Source organism: Erwinia sp. ErVv1 (genome assembly GCF_900068895.1).
GTDB lineage: Bacteria > Pseudomonadota > Gammaproteobacteria > Enterobacterales > Enterobacteriaceae > Erwinia.
On the sequence record NZ_CDPK01000010.1, the window covers coordinates 119,929 to 137,168 of the forward strand.

Genomic DNA, 17,240 nt, shown 5'->3' on the forward strand with positions numbered 1-17,240 from the left:
CCTGTGTTTAATACCCATTGCCCGCCGCTTGCGGACGGAAATAATCAGAAAACAGCCGCTCTTTTACCGACGGCTAATTGTTACAAGTACTCGATAATGTCCAAATGATCGGCAGGAAACAAGCGGCGTCAGGTAAAACAGATCCACTTGTGTGCCGACGGGACGCTGGGCAGAGATTTCTCCCAAAACGCCAGCCCAGGGCAGATGAATACTTTGCCGTTGTCCGCAGGCATTCTAAAGTTATCAGATCGAAATACCGTTGATGAGGTTGATATGAACGACTGGAATCCCGATCTCTATCGTCAATTTGAAGCTGAACGTACCCGCCCGGCGAAGGAGTTGCTTGCCCGCATCGTCCACAATAACGTGCAGCAGGTGACCGATCTTGGCTGTGGTCCCGGCAACAGTACCGAACTGCTTTATCGTGCCTGGCCCACTGCCAATATCACCGGGCTGGACAGTTCGCAGGCCATGCTCGAGCAGGCCCGTCAGCGACTGCCGGAGTGTCAGTTTATTCAGGCCGATATTCAGCACTGGCGGGCCAGTCCACTTCAGGATGTGATCTATGCGAATGCATCCTTACAGTGGCTGAGCGACCATCAACGGCTGCTGCCGCATCTGATTTCACAGCTGGCAGAGCGCGGCGTGCTGGCGGTACAGATGCCGGATAATCTCGACCAGCCGACACACAGCCTGATGCGCAAAGTGGCGGAGTCGCCCGACTGGCGGGGAAAAATTGGCGATGAAGCCGCCCGGCGCAAGCGAATACTGCCTGTCGACGTCTGTTACGATCTGCTTAGCGCCGCCGGATGTCATGTGGATATCTGGCATACGACCTATTATCACATCATGCCTTCGCACGCGGCGATAATCGACTGGCTTCAGGCCACCGGCCTGCGGCCCTTCCTCGCGCCTCTGACGGAAGACGATCGTCGCGTCTTTCTCACGCAGTATCACCGTGAGCTGGAAGGGGCCTACGGGATACGCGAAGGGGGAAATATCCTGATGCCTTTCCCACGCCTGTTTATGGTGGCGCAGAAAGGGTAGGGGGATGCTTTACTGATTGTTGAGCATGCCACGGCGCCAGCAATGGAAAGCGTCTCGCAACCCGGGAATGGGCTGCGCGCCGGGGCGGTAAAAAGTGATAATGTGTCTCTCTTCACGGGTGAACGCACAGGGAGTAAAAATGAACGATAATGAATTACACCAGTTGAGCGCGGACATTGGTCAGCGGCTGCTTAGCCAGCGGGCGACGCTCACCACGGCTGAGTCCTGCACGGGCGGCTGGATAGCAAAGGTCCTCACCGATATTGCCGGCAGTTCACAGTGGTTTGAGCGGGGGTTCGTCACCTACAGTAATGACGCCAAGCAGGAGCTGGTGGGGGTGACGGCAGCCTCACTGTCGCGCTTTGGTGCCGTGAGTGAAGAGGTTGTGCGGGAGATGGCCGAGGGAGCGCGTGATAAAGCCCATGCTCAGTACGCTATTTCCGTCAGCGGCATTGCCGGGCCGGACGGTGGCACCGGGGAAAAACCCGTCGGTACCGTATGGTTCGGTTTCGCGGCGGCGGGCAAAAAGACCGAGGCGAAACGGCAGGTTTTTTCCGGTGACCGCGAGGCCGTTCGCCGCCAGGCCACGGCCTGGGCGCTGCTCCGGCTACGTGAACAGTTTCTGGAAAAATAAACTTGATACTGTATGACTATACAGTATAATTGATTCCATATTGAAGATGATGCAAAGCCACATAAGTGTGCTTTACCCCGCGTGATTAGGAGTTGAAATGGCTATTGATGAAAACAAGCAAAAAGCACTGGCAGCAGCGCTGGGCCAGATTGAAAAGCAATTTGGTAAAGGCTCGATCATGCGCCTGGGTGAAGACCGCACTATGGATGTGGAAACCATCTCCACCGGCTCCCTGTCGCTGGACATCGCCCTGGGTGCAGGTGGTCTGCCGATGGGCCGTATCGTAGAAATCTATGGCCCGGAATCCTCAGGTAAAACGACGCTGACCCTACAGGTGATTGCCTCGGCCCAGCGTAAAGGTAAAACCTGCGCATTTATCGACGCCGAGCATGCTCTGGATCCCGTCTATGCGAAGAAGCTGGGCGTAGACATTGATAATCTGCTGTGCTCTCAGCCCGATACCGGTGAGCAGGCGCTGGAAATCTGTGACGCCCTGGCGCGCTCAGGTGCGGTAGATGTGATCATCGTTGACTCCGTGGCGGCGCTGACGCCGAAAGCGGAGATCGAAGGTGAAATTGGTGACTCTCATATGGGCCTTGCGGCACGTATGATGAGCCAGGCAATGCGTAAGCTGGCGGGTAACCTGAAAAACTCCAGTACGCTGCTGATCTTTATCAACCAGATCCGTATGAAAATCGGTGTTATGTTCGGTAACCCGGAAACGACTACCGGCGGTAACGCACTGAAGTTCTACGCTTCTGTTCGCCTGGATATCCGCCGTATCGGTGCCATCAAGGAAGGCGATGAGGTAGTGGGCAGTGAAACGCGGGTGAAAGTGGTGAAGAACAAAATCGCCGCCCCCTTTAAGCAGGCCGAATTCCAGATTATGTATGGCGAAGGTATTAATATCTTCGGTGAACTGGTGGATCTGGGCGTGAAGCATAAGCTGATCGAAAAAGCCGGCGCCTGGTATAGCTACAACGGTGATAAAATCGGTCAGGGTAAAGCCAATGCGGGCAACTTCCTGAAAGAGAACCCGGCGACAGCTAACGAGATCGACGCTAAGCTGCGCGCAATGCTGCTGAATAATCCAGATAGCAAGCCGGATTTCGTCCCGACCGAAGCTGAAACTGACGAAGCCAGCGAAGCCAATTAAATGGCCTGATAGCCTGCCTGAGTGAAACGCGTGACTGTTTTCACTCAGGTGTTGGGTTAGCAAGCAAAAAAAAGAGCGGTATTAAAGCCGCTCTTTTTTTATATCCGTCGCGCCAGCCTGCACCTCGCTTTTCCGCATTCGCAAATATTCTTTTACGCCTTTGTCTCTTTGACCGTTCCTCGCTACCCTTTACCTGAACCCACTCTAAAACTGACTTTTTTATGGAGAATGATGTCTGACGCCAGCGAACGTACCCAGTTTTCACGCCTGTTAGATCGGGCGATGCGCATTCTGGCAATGCGTGACCACAGCGAGGCCGAGTTTCGCCGTAAGCTCACGCTTTCAGCGGAGCGTGCCGCCCTGTTCGCTAAAACAAAGTCACAGGAGCCCGAAACCCTCTCGCCGGAGATGACAGATAAGGTGGTCGCCTGGTGTTTTGAAAACCGTTACCTGGACGATGCCCACTTCGCCGAACGCTTTGTTGCCAGCCGCAGTCGTAAAGGCTACGGCCCGCAACGTATCCGCATGGAACTGGGGCAGAAGGGCGTTGAAAAATCACTGACGGACCAGGCGCTGGCAGAGGCGGATATTGACTGGACAGGCCAGGCCTATGCCGCAGCCGAGCGCAAGTTTGGCCTGCCGCTGCCAACGGAATGGAAGGAAAAAGCGAAGGTCCAGCGCTATCTGATGACAAAAGGCTTCCTTTCTGACGATATTCGCGCGATTTTCTCAAATTATGACCAATGACCGTCAATGGGATTTTACTTCCCAGCGCAGAAATTTTATCTTATTCACCACTTTATGATCGTGCATTGTCGGTATCAGGACTTTCCTGTCGGCAGAGTAAAATCCACGAAACGTTTGTTAGCGTGATTTCAGGACAATTATGAGCAAGAGCACTGCAGAGATTCGCCAGGCGTTTCTCGATTTCTTTCATGGCAAGGGACACCAGGTTGTAGCCAGTAGCTCCCTCGTCCCGAACAATGACCCGACATTACTGTTTACCAATGCCGGTATGAACCAGTTCAAAGATGTTTTCCTCGGTGGGGACAAACGCAGCTATTCGCGCGCCACCACCTCGCAGCGCTGCGTTCGCGCCGGCGGCAAGCATAACGATCTGGAAAACGTCGGTTATACCGCGCGCCACCACACCTTCTTCGAAATGTTGGGCAACTTCAGCTTCGGCGACTACTTCAAGCATGATGCTATCAGCTATGCCTGGGAGTTGTTGACCGGCGCGGAGTGGTTCAATCTGCCAAAAGAAAAGCTCTGGGTGACCATTTACGAAACCGATGACGAGGCTTTTGATATCTGGGCCAACGATGTGGGCGTACCGCGTGAGCGAATTATCCGCATTGGCGACAACAAAGGCAGCGCCTACGCGTCGGACAACTTCTGGCAGATGGGCGATACTGGCCCATGCGGCCCCTGCACCGAAATTTTCTTTGATCACGGCGACCATATTTGGGGTGGCCCTCCGGGCAGCCCGGAAGAGGATGGCGATCGCTATATTGAGATCTGGAACATCGTCTTTATGCAGTTTAACCGTCAGTCGGACGGAACCATGCTGCCGCTGCCGAAACCCTCTGTCGATACCGGCATGGGGCTGGAACGTATTACCGCCGTACTGCAGCACGTCAACTCTAACTACGAGATCGACCTGTTCCAGAAGCTGATCAAGGCCGTCGCTGACGTGACCGGGGCTACCGATCTTAGCAATAAGTCACTGCGCGTGATTGCCGACCATATTCGCTCCTGCGCCTTCCTGGTAACCGATGGCGTCGTCCCGTCAAACGAGAACCGTGGCTACGTTCTTCGCCGCATCATTCGTCGTGCCATCCGTCACGGCAATATGCTGGGCGCACAGGGCAGTTTCTTCTGGAAGCTGGTGGCACCGCTGATTGAGGTGATGGGCCCGGCGGCTCACGATCTGGCCGGGCAGCAGGCGCATGTTGAGCAGATTCTGCGTACTGAAGAAGAGCAGTTTGCGAAAACCCTTGAGCGTGGTCTGGCGCTGCTGGATGAGGAGCTGGATAAGCTTACTGGCGATACGCTTGATGGTGAGACCGTTTTCCGCCTGTATGACACTTTTGGCTTCCCGGTGGACCTCACGGCGGATGTGTGCCGTGAGCGTAACCTGAAAATTGATGAAGCCGGCTTTGAGCAGGCGATGGAGCAGCAGCGCCAGCGCGCCCGTGATGCCAGCGGTTTCGGCACCGATTACAACAATGTGATCCGCATTGATGAAGCTTCTTCTTTCAAGGGCTACGACCAGCTTGAACTGAACGCGACCATCACCGCTATCTTCGTGGACGGCAAGCCCGCCAGCGAGATTTCAGCCGGTCAGGAAGGGGTGATTGTCCTGGATGAGACGCCTTTTTATGGCGAATCGGGCGGTCAGGTTGGCGACACGGGCGAACTGAAGAGCAGTGCGGCCCGCTTTACCGTGACGGATACGCAGAAGTACGGCCAGGCGATTGGTCATATCGGCAGGCTTGAATCCGGCCATCTGCGCATCGGCGAGCGGCTGGAAGCAGACGTCAACCCGACGCGGCGCGCCCGCATCCGTCTGAACCACTCTGCGACGCACCTGCTGCATGCCGCGCTGCGCCAGGTATTAGGCCACCATGTTGCGCAGAAAGGCTCGCTGGTGAACGATAAGTACCTGCGCTTCGACTTCTCTCATACCGAAGCCATGAAGCCGCAGGAGATCCGTCAGGTCGAAGAGATCGTCAATGCGCAAATCCGTCGTAATCTGGCGGTTGAAACCAACATCATGGAGCTGGAAGCCGCGAAGGCGCACGGTGCGATGGCGCTGTTCGGCGAAAAATATGATGATCACGTGCGCGTGCTGACAATGGGTGATTTCTCTACTGAGCTCTGTGGTGGTACGCATGCCAGCCGCACGGGCGACATTGGTCTGTTCCGTATCCTTGCGGAATCCGGAACGGCTGCGGGCGTACGCCGCATCGAAGCCGTGACGGGTGAGCGCGCCCTGACGCAGATGTATGCGCAAAGTGAGCAGCTACAGGATATTGCACAGCTGATTAAAGCGAACAGCAGTAACCTGAATGAGAAAGTTCGCGCCATGATCGAAAACGTGCGTGGACTGGAAAGAGAGCTTCAGCAGCTGAAGGATCAGCAGGCAGCACAGGAAAGCGCTTCACTGAGCAGTCAGGCGATTGAAGTAAAAGGCACCCGGCTGCTGGTCAGCGAGTTGAAAAACGTTGACCCGAAAATGTTGCGTACGATGGTCGATGACCTGAAAAACCAGCTGAAGTCAGCCGTCATCGTGCTGGCAACGGTCGCTGATGGTAAGGTGTCTCTAATCGCTGGGGTGACCAAAGATCTTACTGACCGCGTTAAAGCGGGCGAACTGGTGGGTGAACTGGCCCAACAGGTCGGCGGAAAGGGCGGCGGGCGTCCGGACATGGCCCAGGCGGGCGGGACGGATGCTCAGGCGCTACCAGCCGCGCTGGCTGGCGTCGAGTCATGGATTGCAACAAAACTGTAAGTCTAATAAAAATGCATCTCAGAAGGCGCTGTAGGGGGATTCCCTCAGCGTTTTTCTGATTGGGTGCGGGCCAAAACACATAAAGTCAGGTTGACGGTGCCTATTTCGGCTAAACTAAGTATCAGCATAATGTATGGGTGTGGTGGTGCAGTTGTAATGTATTTGTCATAGTCTACATTTAGCGTTATACGATGGATAATGCCGGGCGACACTTGACCCGACTCTTTTAATCTTTCAAGGAGCAAAGAATGCTTATTCTAACTCGTCGAGTTGGTGAAACCCTCATGATCGGTGATGAGGTGACTGTAACGGTGCTGGGTGTCAAAGGGAACCAGGTTCGCATCGGTGTGAACGCCCCTAAAGAAGTATCGGTTCATCGCGAAGAAATCTATCAGCGTATTCAGGCCGAAAAAACTCAGCAAACGAGTTACTAACGGATCCAGCGCCTCGCTGCCTATAGCGAGGCGCTACCGGTTTGCTGTTTTTCCCTCCCGTTCACCCTCTTTGATCTCTTATTCCCCTCTGTAGTCGCCTTCGCAGCCTGCTTTTGATTGTTGGCCTGCATCACTTTCGTTGTTGACCAGCCTCAGTTTCATTGTTGATAAATCACTCTTTTTGTCGTCAAAACACCCCAATCGCCTGCGAAATGTGCAATTAAACACGTAAGGGGAAAAATTGTTTGACTTATAAGTCCGCCAAAGTAATATGTGCGCCACGCAGTGCCGATGAGCAGAAACAACGTTCTGAAGCACAACTCGCAAGAGTGCGTATGGTGAGGTGGCCGAGAGGCTGAAGGCGCTCCCCTGCTAAGGGAGTATGCGGTCAAAAGCTGCATCCGGGGTTCGAATCCCCGCCTCACCGCCATTTGCATCCGTAGCTCAGCTGGATAGAGTACTCGGCTACGAACCGAGCGGTCGGAGGTTCGAATCCTCCCGGATGCACCATTNCGCCTCACCGCCATTTGCATCCGTAGCTCAGCTGGATAGAGTACTCGGCTACGAACCGAGCGGTCGGAGGTTCGAATCCTCCCGGATGCACCATTACTGATTAAGGTGATGGCAGAAAGTGTGTTGGGCGATACGGTGTTAGCAGCCTGTATCAACGGTGAGAGTATTACACCGGGTTTGAAGGTGAGCTGTCAGCACCCTGTTTTAAAGGTGAGTCGTTAGCACCCTGCGTTATACCAGAATTTGCAATGCATCCGTAGCTCAGCTGGATAGAGTACTCGGCTACGAACCGAGCGGTCGGAGGTTCGAATCCTCCCGGATGCACCATTCTAAAACGTCGCAAGACAGTGTAGAAATGGGTTATCANTGCATCCGTAGCTCAGCTGGATAGAGTACTCGGCTACGAACCGAGCGGTCGGAGGTTCGAATCCTCCCGGATGCACCATTCTAAAACGTCGCAAGACAGTGTAGAAATGGGTTATCAGCTTCTTCAGTATCTCCTCAGGTTTGTCGCGTTATCTCCCCCTTGTTTTTCCGATGCATCCGTAGCTCAGCTGGATAGAGTACTCGGCTACGAACCGAGCGGTCGGAGGTTCGAATCCTCCCGGATGCACCATTTTACCTTTGTCTGTACGTCATCAACCCTGTTCTACAGCGGTTCAAAATAGCCCGCCTTCGCGAGCGTCGCATGACCTTTTCATTATTAAAAATAGCGTTAGTCAGGTCTCTCCCTGCGGCTGAGGTGACATCTGTATCCTGCCCCGGTTATACCCTATTGTTCACCCTGTTAGCCCCCCTCAAATTTGTTTCAATCACCCTTTAGCTAATGCTATGCCGCTGTTTTACCAGCCGTTTGGCTCTGAGCTTATTCTCACGCCATTATCTGATAATAAGAATCCCTAAGTATTTCAAGGCATTTGCTGATCCATGCCATCAGCGACAAAGTCCCTGCTTTGCGCTAAAGTAATCGTTCGCAGATTAAGGGTGTTACAGACAATGTATGATCGTTATGAAGGTCTGATATTCGATATGGATGGCACCATTCTGGATACCGAGGCGACGCATCGAAAAGCCTGGCAGTCGGTACTTGCCCGACACGGCTTACCGTTCGACGAGCAGGCTCTGGTAGGACTCAATGGCGCACCTTCCTGGCGTATTGCCGAAGCGATTATCGCCAGCCATCATAGCGATGTCGATCCGCATTTGCTGGCAGGTGAAAAAACGACGGCATTAAAAGAGATGCTGTTTGATACCGTGCGTCCGCTGCCACTGATTGATGTGGTGAAAGCCTATAAAGGGCGTCGCCCGATGGCGGTGGGAACGGGAAGCGAGCATGCAATGGCGGAGGCTCTGCTTCAGCACGTTGGACTGCGGCACTACTTTGATATCATCGTGGGTGCTGACGACGTGACGCGACACAAGCCTGAGCCGGATACCTTTATTCGCTGTGCCGAGCTGATGAACGTGGTTCCCACGCGCTGCGTGGTTTTTGAGGATGCTGATTTTGGCATTCAGGCCGCAAAAGCGGCAGGCATGGACGTCGTAGATGTTCGCAACATACAGGGCAAATAGTGGCAGTGGTTCGCGAATCTTCGGCGCTGCGGTTAACATTATGCTAAACAATAATAAATTTTCTCCGAGCGGGAGGTCAATTTGATCCCGGACGTATCACAGGCGCTATCCTGGCTGGAAGCGCACCCTGACGCACTGAAAGGCATTGGTCGCGGTATCGAGCGTGAAACGCTGCGTGTCCGACCCGATGGCCATCTGGCCACTACCGGGCACCCTAAATCGCTGGGTTCGGCTTTAACGCACAAGTGGATCACCACCGACTTTGCTGAAACGCTGCTGGAATTTATTACGCCGGTTGATGACAACATCGATCATCTGCTGGCGTTTCTGCGTGATATTCATCGCCACGCCGCCAGTGAGTTGGGCGAAGAGCGTATGTGGCCGATGAGCATGCCCTGTATGATCGAGGACAGCGACCAGATCGAGCTGGCGCAGTACGGCAAGTCAAATATCGGGCAGATGAAAACCCTCTATCGTCAGGGTCTGAAGAATCGCTACGGCGCGCTGATGCAGGTTATCTCCGGCGTGCACTATAACTTCTCTCTGCCGCTCTCTTTCTGGCAGGCATGGGCTGATATCAAGGACGAGAAAAGCGGCCATGAGGCCATTTCTGATGGCTATCTGCGCCTGATCCGTAACTACTACCGTTTTGGCTGGCTGATCCCCTATCTGTTTGGTGCCTCACCGGCGATCTGCGACTCTTTCCTGCAGGGCAAAGAAACTAAGCTGCCGTTTGAGCGTACCGAAAAAGGGTTACTTTATCTGCCGTATGCGACCTCGCTGCGTCTGAGCGATCTGGGCTACACCAACAAGTCGCAAAGCGGGCTGGGTATTACCTTTAATGAGCTGCCCGGCTATGTGAAAGCGTTAAAAGCGGCGATTAAAACGCCTTCGGCAGAATACGCCCGTATGGGCACCAAAAATGCTGCGGGCAACTGGCTACAGCTCAACACGAATGTGTTGCAGATAGAGAACGAACTTTATGCGCCTGTACGCCCTAAGCGCGTGACGCGTCCGGGTGAGAACCCGTCTGATGCGCTGCTGCGCGGTGGGATTGAATATATCGAGGTGCGCTCCCTGGATATCAATCCGTTCTCCCCAACCGGCGTGGATGCGAATCAGGTTCGCTTCCTCGATCTGTTCCTGATCTGGTGTACGCTGGCCGAAGCGCCGGAAATGAGCAGCGATGAGCTACTCTGTACGCGTGAGAACTGGAATCGGGTGATTCTGGAAGGACGTAAGCCAGGACTGATGCTGGGCATAGGCTGCGGTGAAGCACAGGTCTCGCTGGCCGAGGCCGGGAAGACCCTGTTCCGGGACCTTAGAAGGGTGGCAGAGACGCTGGACAGCCAGCAGGGCGATCGCCAGTACCAGGAGGTCTGTGACCGTCTGGTTGCCGCATTCGACGATCCGGAACTGACCTTCTCCGCGCGTATACTGGCCATAATGAAAGAGAACGGCATCAGCGGAACGGGACTGGCGCTGGCGGAAGAGTATCGGCAGCAGCTGGCGGAAGAGCCGCTTGAGGTGCTGAATGCATCACAGTTTGCGCAGGAAGCGGAATGCTCCAGCCGTAAGCAGCAGGAAATTGAAGAAAGTGATACGCTTAGCTTTGAAGATTTTTTGAAGAGTCGCAGCTGAAAAAGAAAATGGCCACATCACTGTGGCCAAAGTAACATCACTGATGTCAGGGATGATGATAACAAAATTGCGCGTCTTTCATATATTCAGACCGGGTGCGACAGAGAAAGTTTCATCGTTGTATAAATAAATTCATTTGTTGAGGTAACAATATGCCATTGCTGGATAGCTTTACCGTTGATCACACTATCATGGCAGCCCCTGCGGTTCGCGTTGCTAAGACCATGAATACTCCTCATGGCGATACCCTTACCGTCTTCGATCTGCGTTTCTGCAAGCCGAACAAAGAAGTGATGCCTGAGCGCGGTATCCATACGCTGGAGCATTTGTTTGCTGGCTTTATGCGCAACCACCTGAACGGTGATGGGGTTGAGATTATCGACATTTCACCTATGGGATGCCGCACAGGGTTCTATATGAGCCTGATTGGTACGCCAGACGAGCAGCGCGTGGCGAAAGCCTGGAAAGAGGCGATGCAGGATGTGCTGAAGGTTACTGACCAGCGCACTATCCCTGAGCTGAATGAGTATCAGTGCGGCACCTACCAGATGCACTCGCTGGATGAAGCGCAGGATATCGCACGGCATATCATCGACAACGACATTCGCGTGAATCACAACGACGAGCTGGCGCTGCCGAAAGAGAAGCTGAAGGAACTGCATATCTAGTTTGAAGGGGCCGGCAGTACCGGCCCTGAGAGCTATGTTCATCAGGGGAGACGATGCTCCCCTGAGTTATATCTGTGACCCTAACGATTCCATCCGTGTATTGTCTGCGACCTCACCGATACCATCTGCATGCTATCTACGATCCTACCGATTCCTTCAGTGATTTTTTGGGCGTGATTTTTACCTGCTTGATCATGTTTTCCTGCACGTCGAGAATATCTATCGCGTAATGACCTATACGTATGGTGGTATTGGGCAGGGGGATGTCCTCCAGCGCTTCCAGTACCATACCGTTAATGGTGCGGGCTTCATCTTCCGGTAGCGTCCAGTTGAAAGCCTTGTTCAGTTCACGCACGTTAGCGCTGCCTTCAATCAACACCGAACCATCATTTTGCGGCATCACCTCTTCGGCCAGCGTAGGAGACATTGAGGTGGTAAAGTCGCCCACAATCTCTTCCAGAATGTCTTCAATGGTGATCAGGCCTTTGATGTCGCCATACTCGTCCACCACCATGCCGACTTTTTCCTTATTACGCTGAAATTTCACCAGCTGAACGTTTAGCGGGGTGCCCTCAGGAATGTAATAGATTTCATCGGCCGCGCGCAGCATCACCTCTTTGGTGAACTCTTTCTTTTCGGTCATCAGGCGGTAGGCTTCGCGCACCCGCAGCATGCTGATGGTGTCATCCAGCGAATCGCGGTAGAGCACGATGCGACCGTGCGGCGAGTGGGTGAGCTGGCGGACAATGGATTTCCAGTCGTCATTGATATTGATGCCCACAATCTCGTTGCGCGGCACCATGATGTCATCAACGTTAACTTTTTCCAGATCCAGCACCGACAGCAGCATGTCCTGGTTACGGCGCGACATCAGCGAGCGGGACTCGTAGACGATGGTTCGCAGCTCTTCCTTGCTGAGCGCTGAATTAACGGCACCGTCGGTCTTCATGCCGACCAGGCGCATCAGGATGCGGGTGATGGTATTGAGCAACCAGACCACCGGCATCATTATCACCTGCAGCGGGCCGAGCAGAAGGCTGCTGGGAAGGGCCACTTTTTCAGGATAAAGCGCGGCGATTGTTTTTGGCAGAACCTCGGCAAACACTAGCACGCAGAAGGTCAGAATACCGGTGGCAATGGCCACGCCTTCATCGCCATGGAGACGCATGCCGACAATGGTGGCCAGCGCCGACGCCAGGATATTGACGAGGTTGTTGCCGATCAGCACCAGACTGAGTAAGCGGTCAGGACGGCGGAGGAGTTTTTCTACGCGACGTGCCGCGCGATTGCCGTTTTTGGCCTGATGGCGCAGCTTGTAGCGATTGAGCGTCATCATGCCGGTTTCGGAGCCGGCGAACCAGGCCGAGACCAGAATCATGATGACCAGCGTAACGATCAGTGTGGTGGTTGAAACGTGTTCCAACGAGGGAATTCCTTGTATTAAGCGATCAGGAGGTCAGGAAGTGTTGCAGCATCCGGCTACCAAAGTAGGCCATCGTCAGCAGCAATGCGCCGCCACAGTTGAACCAGGCTACGCGGCGTCCGCGCCAGCCCTCATGGTAGTGACCCCAGAGTAAAACGATATAAACAAACCAGGCGAGAATGGACAGAATGGCCTTGTCGATATTCTCGCGGCTGAATAAATCATGCATATAGAACAGGCCGGTGCACAGCACCAGCGTCAGCAGCACCACGCCCACCTGCGTGATATGAAACATCTTGCGTTCGATGGTCATCAGCGGGGGGATATCGCTACTGAATGCCAGCTTCTTATGCTTAAGAAGGTAGTCTATCCAGGCCAGCTGGAGGGCATAAAGTGCAGCAATAATTAGCGTGGAATAGGCGAATAGCGCAAAACCGATGTGCACCAGCATGACCGGTGTGGTTTCCAGATGCGTGATAAAGGCATTGGGCACAAAGGTCGCAAACGCCAGGTTAATCAGCGCGAAGCTGTAAACAATGGGCAGCAGTATCCAGCCGCGATTGCGCGAGGCGACGATGGTCATAATCGCGCAGATAATCAGGCTAACCAGCGAAGCAATATTCAGCAGGCTCAGATTCTGGCCGCTGCCCATGGCAAAAATCCGCTGCTCCAGCGCTACGGCGTGGCAAAACAGCGCAATAAACGCTGAGATGACGGCCAGTCGACGCCAGCCGCTCTGTTTGCGCAGCAGGCTGGGGACAATCAGGGCAAGGCTGGAGGAGTAGGCGCACAGGGCGACAATCGAAAAAACGGCCATAAATAATGTTAGCTACCGGTAAGACAAAGAAAAAAGCAGTATAGCGCCAGCCGCTGCTGGCTCCAAACGATCTCCACAATGAAGGCGGAGATTCGCTGCCATCTTCCACGCTGGTAATGCGTACAATTGCGGGACACAGCCTGGTCGCTTCATGTTATAATCCGTCCCATTGTGTCGCCTGGCGACCTCTCATTACGTTGAGCGAGAGACGATGTTTGATAATTTAACCGACAGATTGTCGCAGACCCTGCGCAATATCAGTGGCCGCGGAAGGCTGACAGAAGACAACATCAAGGACACCCTGCGCGAAGTGCGTATGGCGCTGCTTGAGGCGGACGTTGCGCTGCCGGTGGTGCGGGACTTTATTGGCCGCGTAAAAGAGCGCGCAGTAGGCCAGGACGTCAATAAGAGCCTCACGCCCGGTCAGGAGTTCGTCAAGATAGTCCAGAACGAGCTGGTCGTGGCGATGGGGGCGGAAAATAATACCCTCAACCTGGCGGCTCAGCCCCCGGCGGTCGTCCTGATGGCGGGCCTGCAGGGTGCGGGTAAAACCACCAGCGTCGGTAAGCTGGGTAAATTCCTGCGCGAAAAGCACAAGAAAAAAGTGCTGGTGGTCTCGGCCGACGTATATCGCCCGGCGGCGATCAAACAGCTGGAGACGCTTGCTGAACAGGTTGGCGTGGATTTCTGTCCTTCCGATCTCAGCCAGAAGCCGGTCGACATTGTTAAAAACGCGCTTCAGCAGGCAAAGCTGAAATTCTACGACGTGCTGCTGGTGGATACCGCCGGCCGTCTGCACGTTGACGAAGCCATGATGGACGAAATCAAACAGGTTCATGCCGCGATTAATCCGGTTGAAACCCTGTTTGTGGTCGATGCGATGACCGGCCAGGACGCCGCCAATACGGCAAAAGCGTTTAATGAAGCGCTGCCGCTGACCGGTGTCGTGCTGACCAAGGTCGACGGTGATGCACGTGGTGGTGCGGCCCTCTCTATCCGTCATATCACCGGCAAACCGATCAAATTTATGGGCGTGGGTGAGAAAACCGACGCGCTGGAACCCTTCTACCCGGACCGTATTGCCTCGCGTATCTTAGGCATGGGCGACGTGCTGTCGCTGATTGAAGATATCGAAAGCAAAGTTGACCGTGCCCAGGCGGAGAAACTCGCCAGCAAGCTCAAAAAAGGCGATGGCTTCGATCTGAACGACTTTCTGGATCAGCTTAAGCAGATGCGTAACATGGGTGGCATGGCCAGCCTGATGGGTAAGCTGCCGGGTATGGGGCAACTGCCGGACAACGTGAAGTCACAGATGGACGATAAGGTGCTGGTGCGTATGGAGGCGATGATTAACTCCATGACGCGTAAAGAGCGTGAGAAGCCGGAAATTATCAAAGGCTCACGCAAGCGCCGTATTGCAACAGGTTCTGGCATGCAGGTGCAGGACGTTAACCGCTTGCTTAAGCAGTTTGACGACATGCAGCGCATGATGAAGAAGATGAAGAAGGGCGGTATGGCGAAGATGATGCGCGGCATGAAGGGTATGATGCCGCCGGGATTCCCAGGCCGATAAGTCAGCCGGAAAAGCGCTCAGGCGAATTAGATTGCTTTTTGCGCCAAAATGAGTAAAATTTTCGGGCTTTTTATATTGCATCCGGGCCCCGTTCCCTCAATGGGGCCCGGTTGTTTTATTAACTCAAGAGGATGTTATGGTAACAATTCGTTTGGCACGTCACGGCGCTAAAAAGCGTCCGTTTTATCAGGTAGTCGTCACTGACAGCCGCAATGCTCGCAACGGTCGCTTCATTGAGCGCGTTGGTTTCTTCAACCCAATCGCATCTGGTCAGGCTGAAGCACTGCGCCTGGACCTGGACCGCATTGAGCACTGGGTTGGCCAGGGCGCTACGCTGTCCGATCGCGTTGGTGCGCTGATCAAACAAGCTAAGAAAGCAGCTTAATCTGTCACGGTGGTCAACATGAGCAAGCAACTCGCCGCGCAGCCTCCCGCTAACCCGTTAGTATTAGGGAAAATGGGATCGGCCTATGGCATCCGTGGTTGGCTCAAAGTGTTTTCCTCCACCGAAGATGCCGAAAGCATTTTTGACTATCAGCCGTGGTTTATCCAGCGGGCGGGTCAATGGCAGCTAATCGAGCTGGAAGGCTGGAAGCGCCACAATCAGGACATGATCATCAAGGTCAAAGGCATTGAAGATCGTGATGCAGCAGGTCTGCTGACGAATTGCGAGATTATCGTAAATTCTGAACAGCTGCCTGTGCTGGACAGCGGTGACTATTACTGGAAAGACCTTATTGGTTGCCAGGTGGTCACAACTGAAGGCTACGAACTGGGTAAAGTCACGGAGTTGATGGAAACCGGTTCGAACGACGTTCTCGTCGTGAAAGCAAACCTGAAGGATGCATTTGGTGCGAAGGAGCGGCTGATTCCGTTCCTTGATGGACAGGTTATCAAGAATGTCGATCTCTCTACCGGCAGTATCGAAGTAGATTGGGATCCTGGTTTTTGAGCTCCGGACAACGTGGTAACACGCCAGCGCCGTCGCTGTGGATAGGCATAATCAGCCTGTTCCCGGAGATGTTTAGCGCGGTTACCGACTACGGAGTAACCGGCCGGGCAGTAAAAAATGGCCTGCTCAGCATTCAGAGCTGGAGTCCTCGTGACTTCGCTCATGACCGGCACCGTACCGTGGACGAACGTCCTTACGGTGGCGGACCGGGGATGCTAATGATGGTTCAACCCTTACGGGATGCCATCCATGCAGCAAAAGCAGCGGCAGGAGAAGGTGCAAAGGTGATTTATCTTTCACCTCAGGGGCGCAAACTCGATCAAAACGGCGTTTGCGAACTGGCGACAAGCGAGAAGTTAATTCTGGTTTGCGGTCGCTATGAAGGGATTGATGAGCGCGTAATCAAAACCGAGATCGACGAAGAATGGTCGATTGGCGATTACGTGCTCAGCGGTGGTGAGCTACCCGCAATGACGCTGATTGACTCTGTCGCCCGGTTTATACCTGGCGTACTGGGCAAGCAGGCGTCGGCCGAAGAAGATTCGTTTTCTGATGGTCTGCTGGATTGCCCCCACTATACCCGACCTGAGGTATTAGAAGGGATGGAGGTTCCGCCAGTTCTGCTGTCGGGCAACCATGCTGAAATTCGCCGTTGGCGCCTGAAGCAGTCGCTGGGCCGTACCTGGCTAAGAAGACCTGAACTTCTGGAAAACCTGGCTCTGACTGAAGAGCAAGCAACGTTGCTAACCGAATTCCAGCGGGAGTTCAACCAGCAACATAACGATGATGGGCAGTCCCGGCAGTAGCCGCGATGCCTGAATATCAGTTTACCCAGGATAAGAGATTTAACTATGAGCAACATTATCAAGCAAATTGAACAAGAGCAGATGAAGCAGGACGTACCTTCATTCCGTCCGGGTGATTCCGTGGAAGTGAAAGTATGGGTCGTTGAAGGCTCCAAAAAACGTCTGCAGGCATTCGAGGGCGTGGTTATCGCTATTCGTAACCGCGGTCTGCACTCTGCATTCACTGTTCGTAAAATTTCTAACGGCGAAGGTGTTGAGCGTGTATTCCAGACTCACTCACCGGTAATTGACAGCATTGCTGTTAAACGTCGTGGCGCCGTGCGTAAGGCCAAACTGTACTACCTGCGTGAGCGTACTGGTAAGTCAGCTCGTATCAAAGAGCGTCTTAACTAAGGACTCGCTAACGCGACATCTGAAAGTTAATATGAAACAAGGGGTTAGCCATAGGCTAACCCCTTTTTTTTATTGGCTTTAGATAATCAAACATCTG

At 53.8% G+C, this 17,240-nt stretch carries 16 protein-coding genes and 6 tRNA genes; 20 read left to right on the forward strand and 2 right to left on the reverse strand.

Annotated elements, in window-relative coordinates; all coding sequences use genetic code 11:
* Positions 1-273 precede the first annotated feature (273 nt).
* The 15 genes from tam to luxS all read left to right on the forward strand — a co-directional run bounded on the left by tam (position 274) and on the right by luxS (position 11,179).
* On the forward strand, positions 274-1,047 hold the full coding sequence (tam, locus tag A1830_RS14950; RefSeq protein ID WP_067707819.1) for a trans-aconitate 2-methyltransferase: 774 nt from the start codon (positions 274-276) through the stop codon (positions 1,045-1,047).
* Positions 1,048-1,186: 139 nt separating this feature from the next.
* Positions 1,187-1,681 (forward strand): nicotinamide-nucleotide amidase, encoded by a 495-nt coding sequence (gene pncC / locus A1830_RS14955; RefSeq protein ID WP_067707822.1) that lies wholly within the window; start codon positions 1,187-1,189, stop codon positions 1,679-1,681.
* 97 nt (positions 1,682-1,778) lie between these two features.
* Positions 1,779-2,837, forward strand: coding sequence for a recombinase RecA (recA, locus tag A1830_RS14960; RefSeq protein WP_067707825.1), 1,059 nt, complete (start codon positions 1,779-1,781; stop codon positions 2,835-2,837).
* Between the two features lie 231 nt (positions 2,838-3,068).
* Positions 3,069-3,584: a regulatory protein RecX gene (locus A1830_RS14965; protein WP_067707828.1), complete on the forward strand. Its 516-nt coding sequence runs from the start codon at positions 3,069-3,071 to the stop codon at positions 3,582-3,584.
* A 139-nt stretch (positions 3,585-3,723) separates the two neighbouring features.
* On the forward strand, positions 3,724-6,351 hold the full coding sequence (gene alaS, locus A1830_RS14970) for an alanine--tRNA ligase (RefSeq protein WP_067707831.1): 2,628 nt from the start codon (positions 3,724-3,726) through the stop codon (positions 6,349-6,351).
* Positions 6,352-6,599: 248 nt separating this feature from the next.
* On the forward strand, positions 6,600-6,785 hold the full coding sequence (gene csrA / locus A1830_RS14975) for a carbon storage regulator CsrA (protein WP_004155916.1): 186 nt from the start codon (positions 6,600-6,602) through the stop codon (positions 6,783-6,785).
* A 337-nt stretch (positions 6,786-7,122) separates the two neighbouring features.
* A tRNA-Ser gene (locus A1830_RS14980) sits at positions 7,123-7,215 on the forward strand.
* Between the two features lie 3 nt (positions 7,216-7,218).
* Positions 7,219-7,295: transfer RNA gene (locus A1830_RS14985), tRNA-Arg, on the forward strand.
* A 19-nt stretch (positions 7,296-7,314) separates the two neighbouring features.
* Positions 7,315-7,391 (forward strand) — tRNA-Arg (locus A1830_RS14990).
* A 157-nt stretch (positions 7,392-7,548) separates the two neighbouring features.
* Positions 7,549-7,625: transfer RNA gene (locus tag A1830_RS14995), tRNA-Arg, on the forward strand.
* 41 nt (positions 7,626-7,666) lie between these two features.
* A tRNA-Arg gene (locus A1830_RS15000) sits at positions 7,667-7,743 on the forward strand.
* 94 nt (positions 7,744-7,837) lie between these two features.
* Positions 7,838-7,914: transfer RNA gene (locus tag A1830_RS15005), tRNA-Arg, on the forward strand.
* A gap of 380 nt (positions 7,915-8,294) precedes the next feature.
* Entirely contained in the window at positions 8,295-8,870 is a 576-nt protein-coding gene (gene yqaB / locus A1830_RS15010) for a fructose-1-phosphate/6-phosphogluconate phosphatase (RefSeq protein WP_067707834.1), read from the forward strand.
* An 81-nt stretch (positions 8,871-8,951) separates the two neighbouring features.
* Positions 8,952-10,511 (forward strand): glutamate--cysteine ligase, encoded by a 1,560-nt coding sequence (gene gshA, locus A1830_RS15015; protein ID WP_067707837.1) that lies wholly within the window; start codon positions 8,952-8,954, stop codon positions 10,509-10,511.
* Positions 10,512-10,663: 152 nt separating this feature from the next.
* Positions 10,664-11,179, forward strand: a complete 516-nt coding sequence (gene luxS, locus A1830_RS15020; RefSeq protein WP_067707840.1) for an S-ribosylhomocysteine lyase — start codon at positions 10,664-10,666, stop codon at positions 11,177-11,179.
* Positions 11,180-11,315: 136 nt separating this feature from the next.
* Here the strand turns inward: luxS and A1830_RS15025 are convergent, their stop codons facing one another.
* Together A1830_RS15025 and A1830_RS15030 are read right to left on the reverse strand one after the other, a co-directional pair.
* Positions 11,316-12,602: an HlyC/CorC family transporter gene (locus A1830_RS15025; RefSeq protein ID WP_067707843.1), complete on the reverse strand. Its 1,287-nt coding sequence runs from the start codon at positions 12,600-12,602 to the stop codon at positions 11,316-11,318.
* A gap of 25 nt (positions 12,603-12,627) precedes the next feature.
* The gene (locus A1830_RS15030) at positions 12,628-13,419 is read right to left on the reverse strand and encodes a cytochrome C assembly family protein (protein WP_067707847.1); all 792 of its coding nucleotides are present in this window, start codon (positions 13,417-13,419) and stop codon (positions 12,628-12,630) included.
* Between the two features lie 211 nt (positions 13,420-13,630).
* Between A1830_RS15030 and ffh the strand changes: the two genes are divergently transcribed.
* From ffh to rplS, 5 genes are all read left to right on the forward strand, one after another.
* Positions 13,631-14,992 carry a signal recognition particle protein gene (gene ffh, locus A1830_RS15035; protein ID WP_067707849.1) on the forward strand — a complete coding sequence of 454 codons (1,362 nt, stop codon included), beginning with the start codon at positions 13,631-13,633 and terminating at the stop codon, positions 14,990-14,992.
* A gap of 136 nt (positions 14,993-15,128) precedes the next feature.
* A complete protein-coding gene (gene rpsP, locus A1830_RS15040) occupies positions 15,129-15,377 on the forward strand; it encodes a 30S ribosomal protein S16 (protein ID WP_067707853.1) in 249 nt (82 codons plus the stop codon).
* Between the two features lie 18 nt (positions 15,378-15,395).
* Positions 15,396-15,944 carry a ribosome maturation factor RimM gene (gene rimM, locus A1830_RS15045; protein WP_067707856.1) on the forward strand — a complete coding sequence of 183 codons (549 nt, stop codon included), beginning with the start codon at positions 15,396-15,398 and terminating at the stop codon, positions 15,942-15,944.
* Positions 15,941-16,750, forward strand: a complete 810-nt coding sequence (gene trmD, locus A1830_RS15050) for a tRNA (guanosine(37)-N1)-methyltransferase TrmD (RefSeq protein ID WP_067707859.1) — start codon at positions 15,941-15,943, stop codon at positions 16,748-16,750. Before rimM ends, trmD begins: the two co-directional genes overlap by 4 nt.
* Before the next feature lie 45 nt (positions 16,751-16,795).
* Positions 16,796-17,143, forward strand: a complete 348-nt coding sequence (rplS, locus tag A1830_RS15055) for a 50S ribosomal protein L19 (protein ID WP_003849035.1) — start codon at positions 16,796-16,798, stop codon at positions 17,141-17,143.
* The last annotated feature ends 97 nt before the right edge of the window (positions 17,144-17,240 follow it).

Coding starts and splice junctions, on each gene's coding strand:
- tam (WP_067707819.1), top strand. CDS start 274: ATGAACGACTGGAATCCCGATCTCTATCGTCAATTTGAAGCTGAACGT.
- pncC (WP_067707822.1), top strand. CDS start 1,187: ATGAACGATAATGAATTACACCAGTTGAGCGCGGACATTGGTCAGCGG.
- recA (WP_067707825.1), top strand. CDS start 1,779: ATGGCTATTGATGAAAACAAGCAAAAAGCACTGGCAGCAGCGCTGGGC.
- A1830_RS14965 (WP_067707828.1), top strand. CDS start 3,069: ATGTCTGACGCCAGCGAACGTACCCAGTTTTCACGCCTGTTAGATCGG.
- alaS (WP_067707831.1), top strand. CDS start 3,724: ATGAGCAAGAGCACTGCAGAGATTCGCCAGGCGTTTCTCGATTTCTTT.
- csrA (WP_004155916.1), top strand. CDS start 6,600: ATGCTTATTCTAACTCGTCGAGTTGGTGAAACCCTCATGATCGGTGAT.
- yqaB (WP_067707834.1), top strand. CDS start 8,295: ATGTATGATCGTTATGAAGGTCTGATATTCGATATGGATGGCACCATT.
- luxS (WP_067707840.1), top strand. CDS start 10,664: ATGCCATTGCTGGATAGCTTTACCGTTGATCACACTATCATGGCAGCC.
- A1830_RS15030 (WP_067707847.1), bottom strand. CDS start 13,419: ATGGCCGTTTTTTCGATTGTCGCCCTGTGCGCCTACTCCTCCAGCCTT.
- ffh (WP_067707849.1), top strand. CDS start 13,631: ATGTTTGATAATTTAACCGACAGATTGTCGCAGACCCTGCGCAATATC.
- rpsP (WP_067707853.1), top strand. CDS start 15,129: ATGGTAACAATTCGTTTGGCACGTCACGGCGCTAAAAAGCGTCCGTTT.
- rimM (WP_067707856.1), top strand. CDS start 15,396: ATGAGCAAGCAACTCGCCGCGCAGCCTCCCGCTAACCCGTTAGTATTA.
- rplS (WP_003849035.1), top strand. CDS start 16,796: ATGAGCAACATTATCAAGCAAATTGAACAAGAGCAGATGAAGCAGGAC.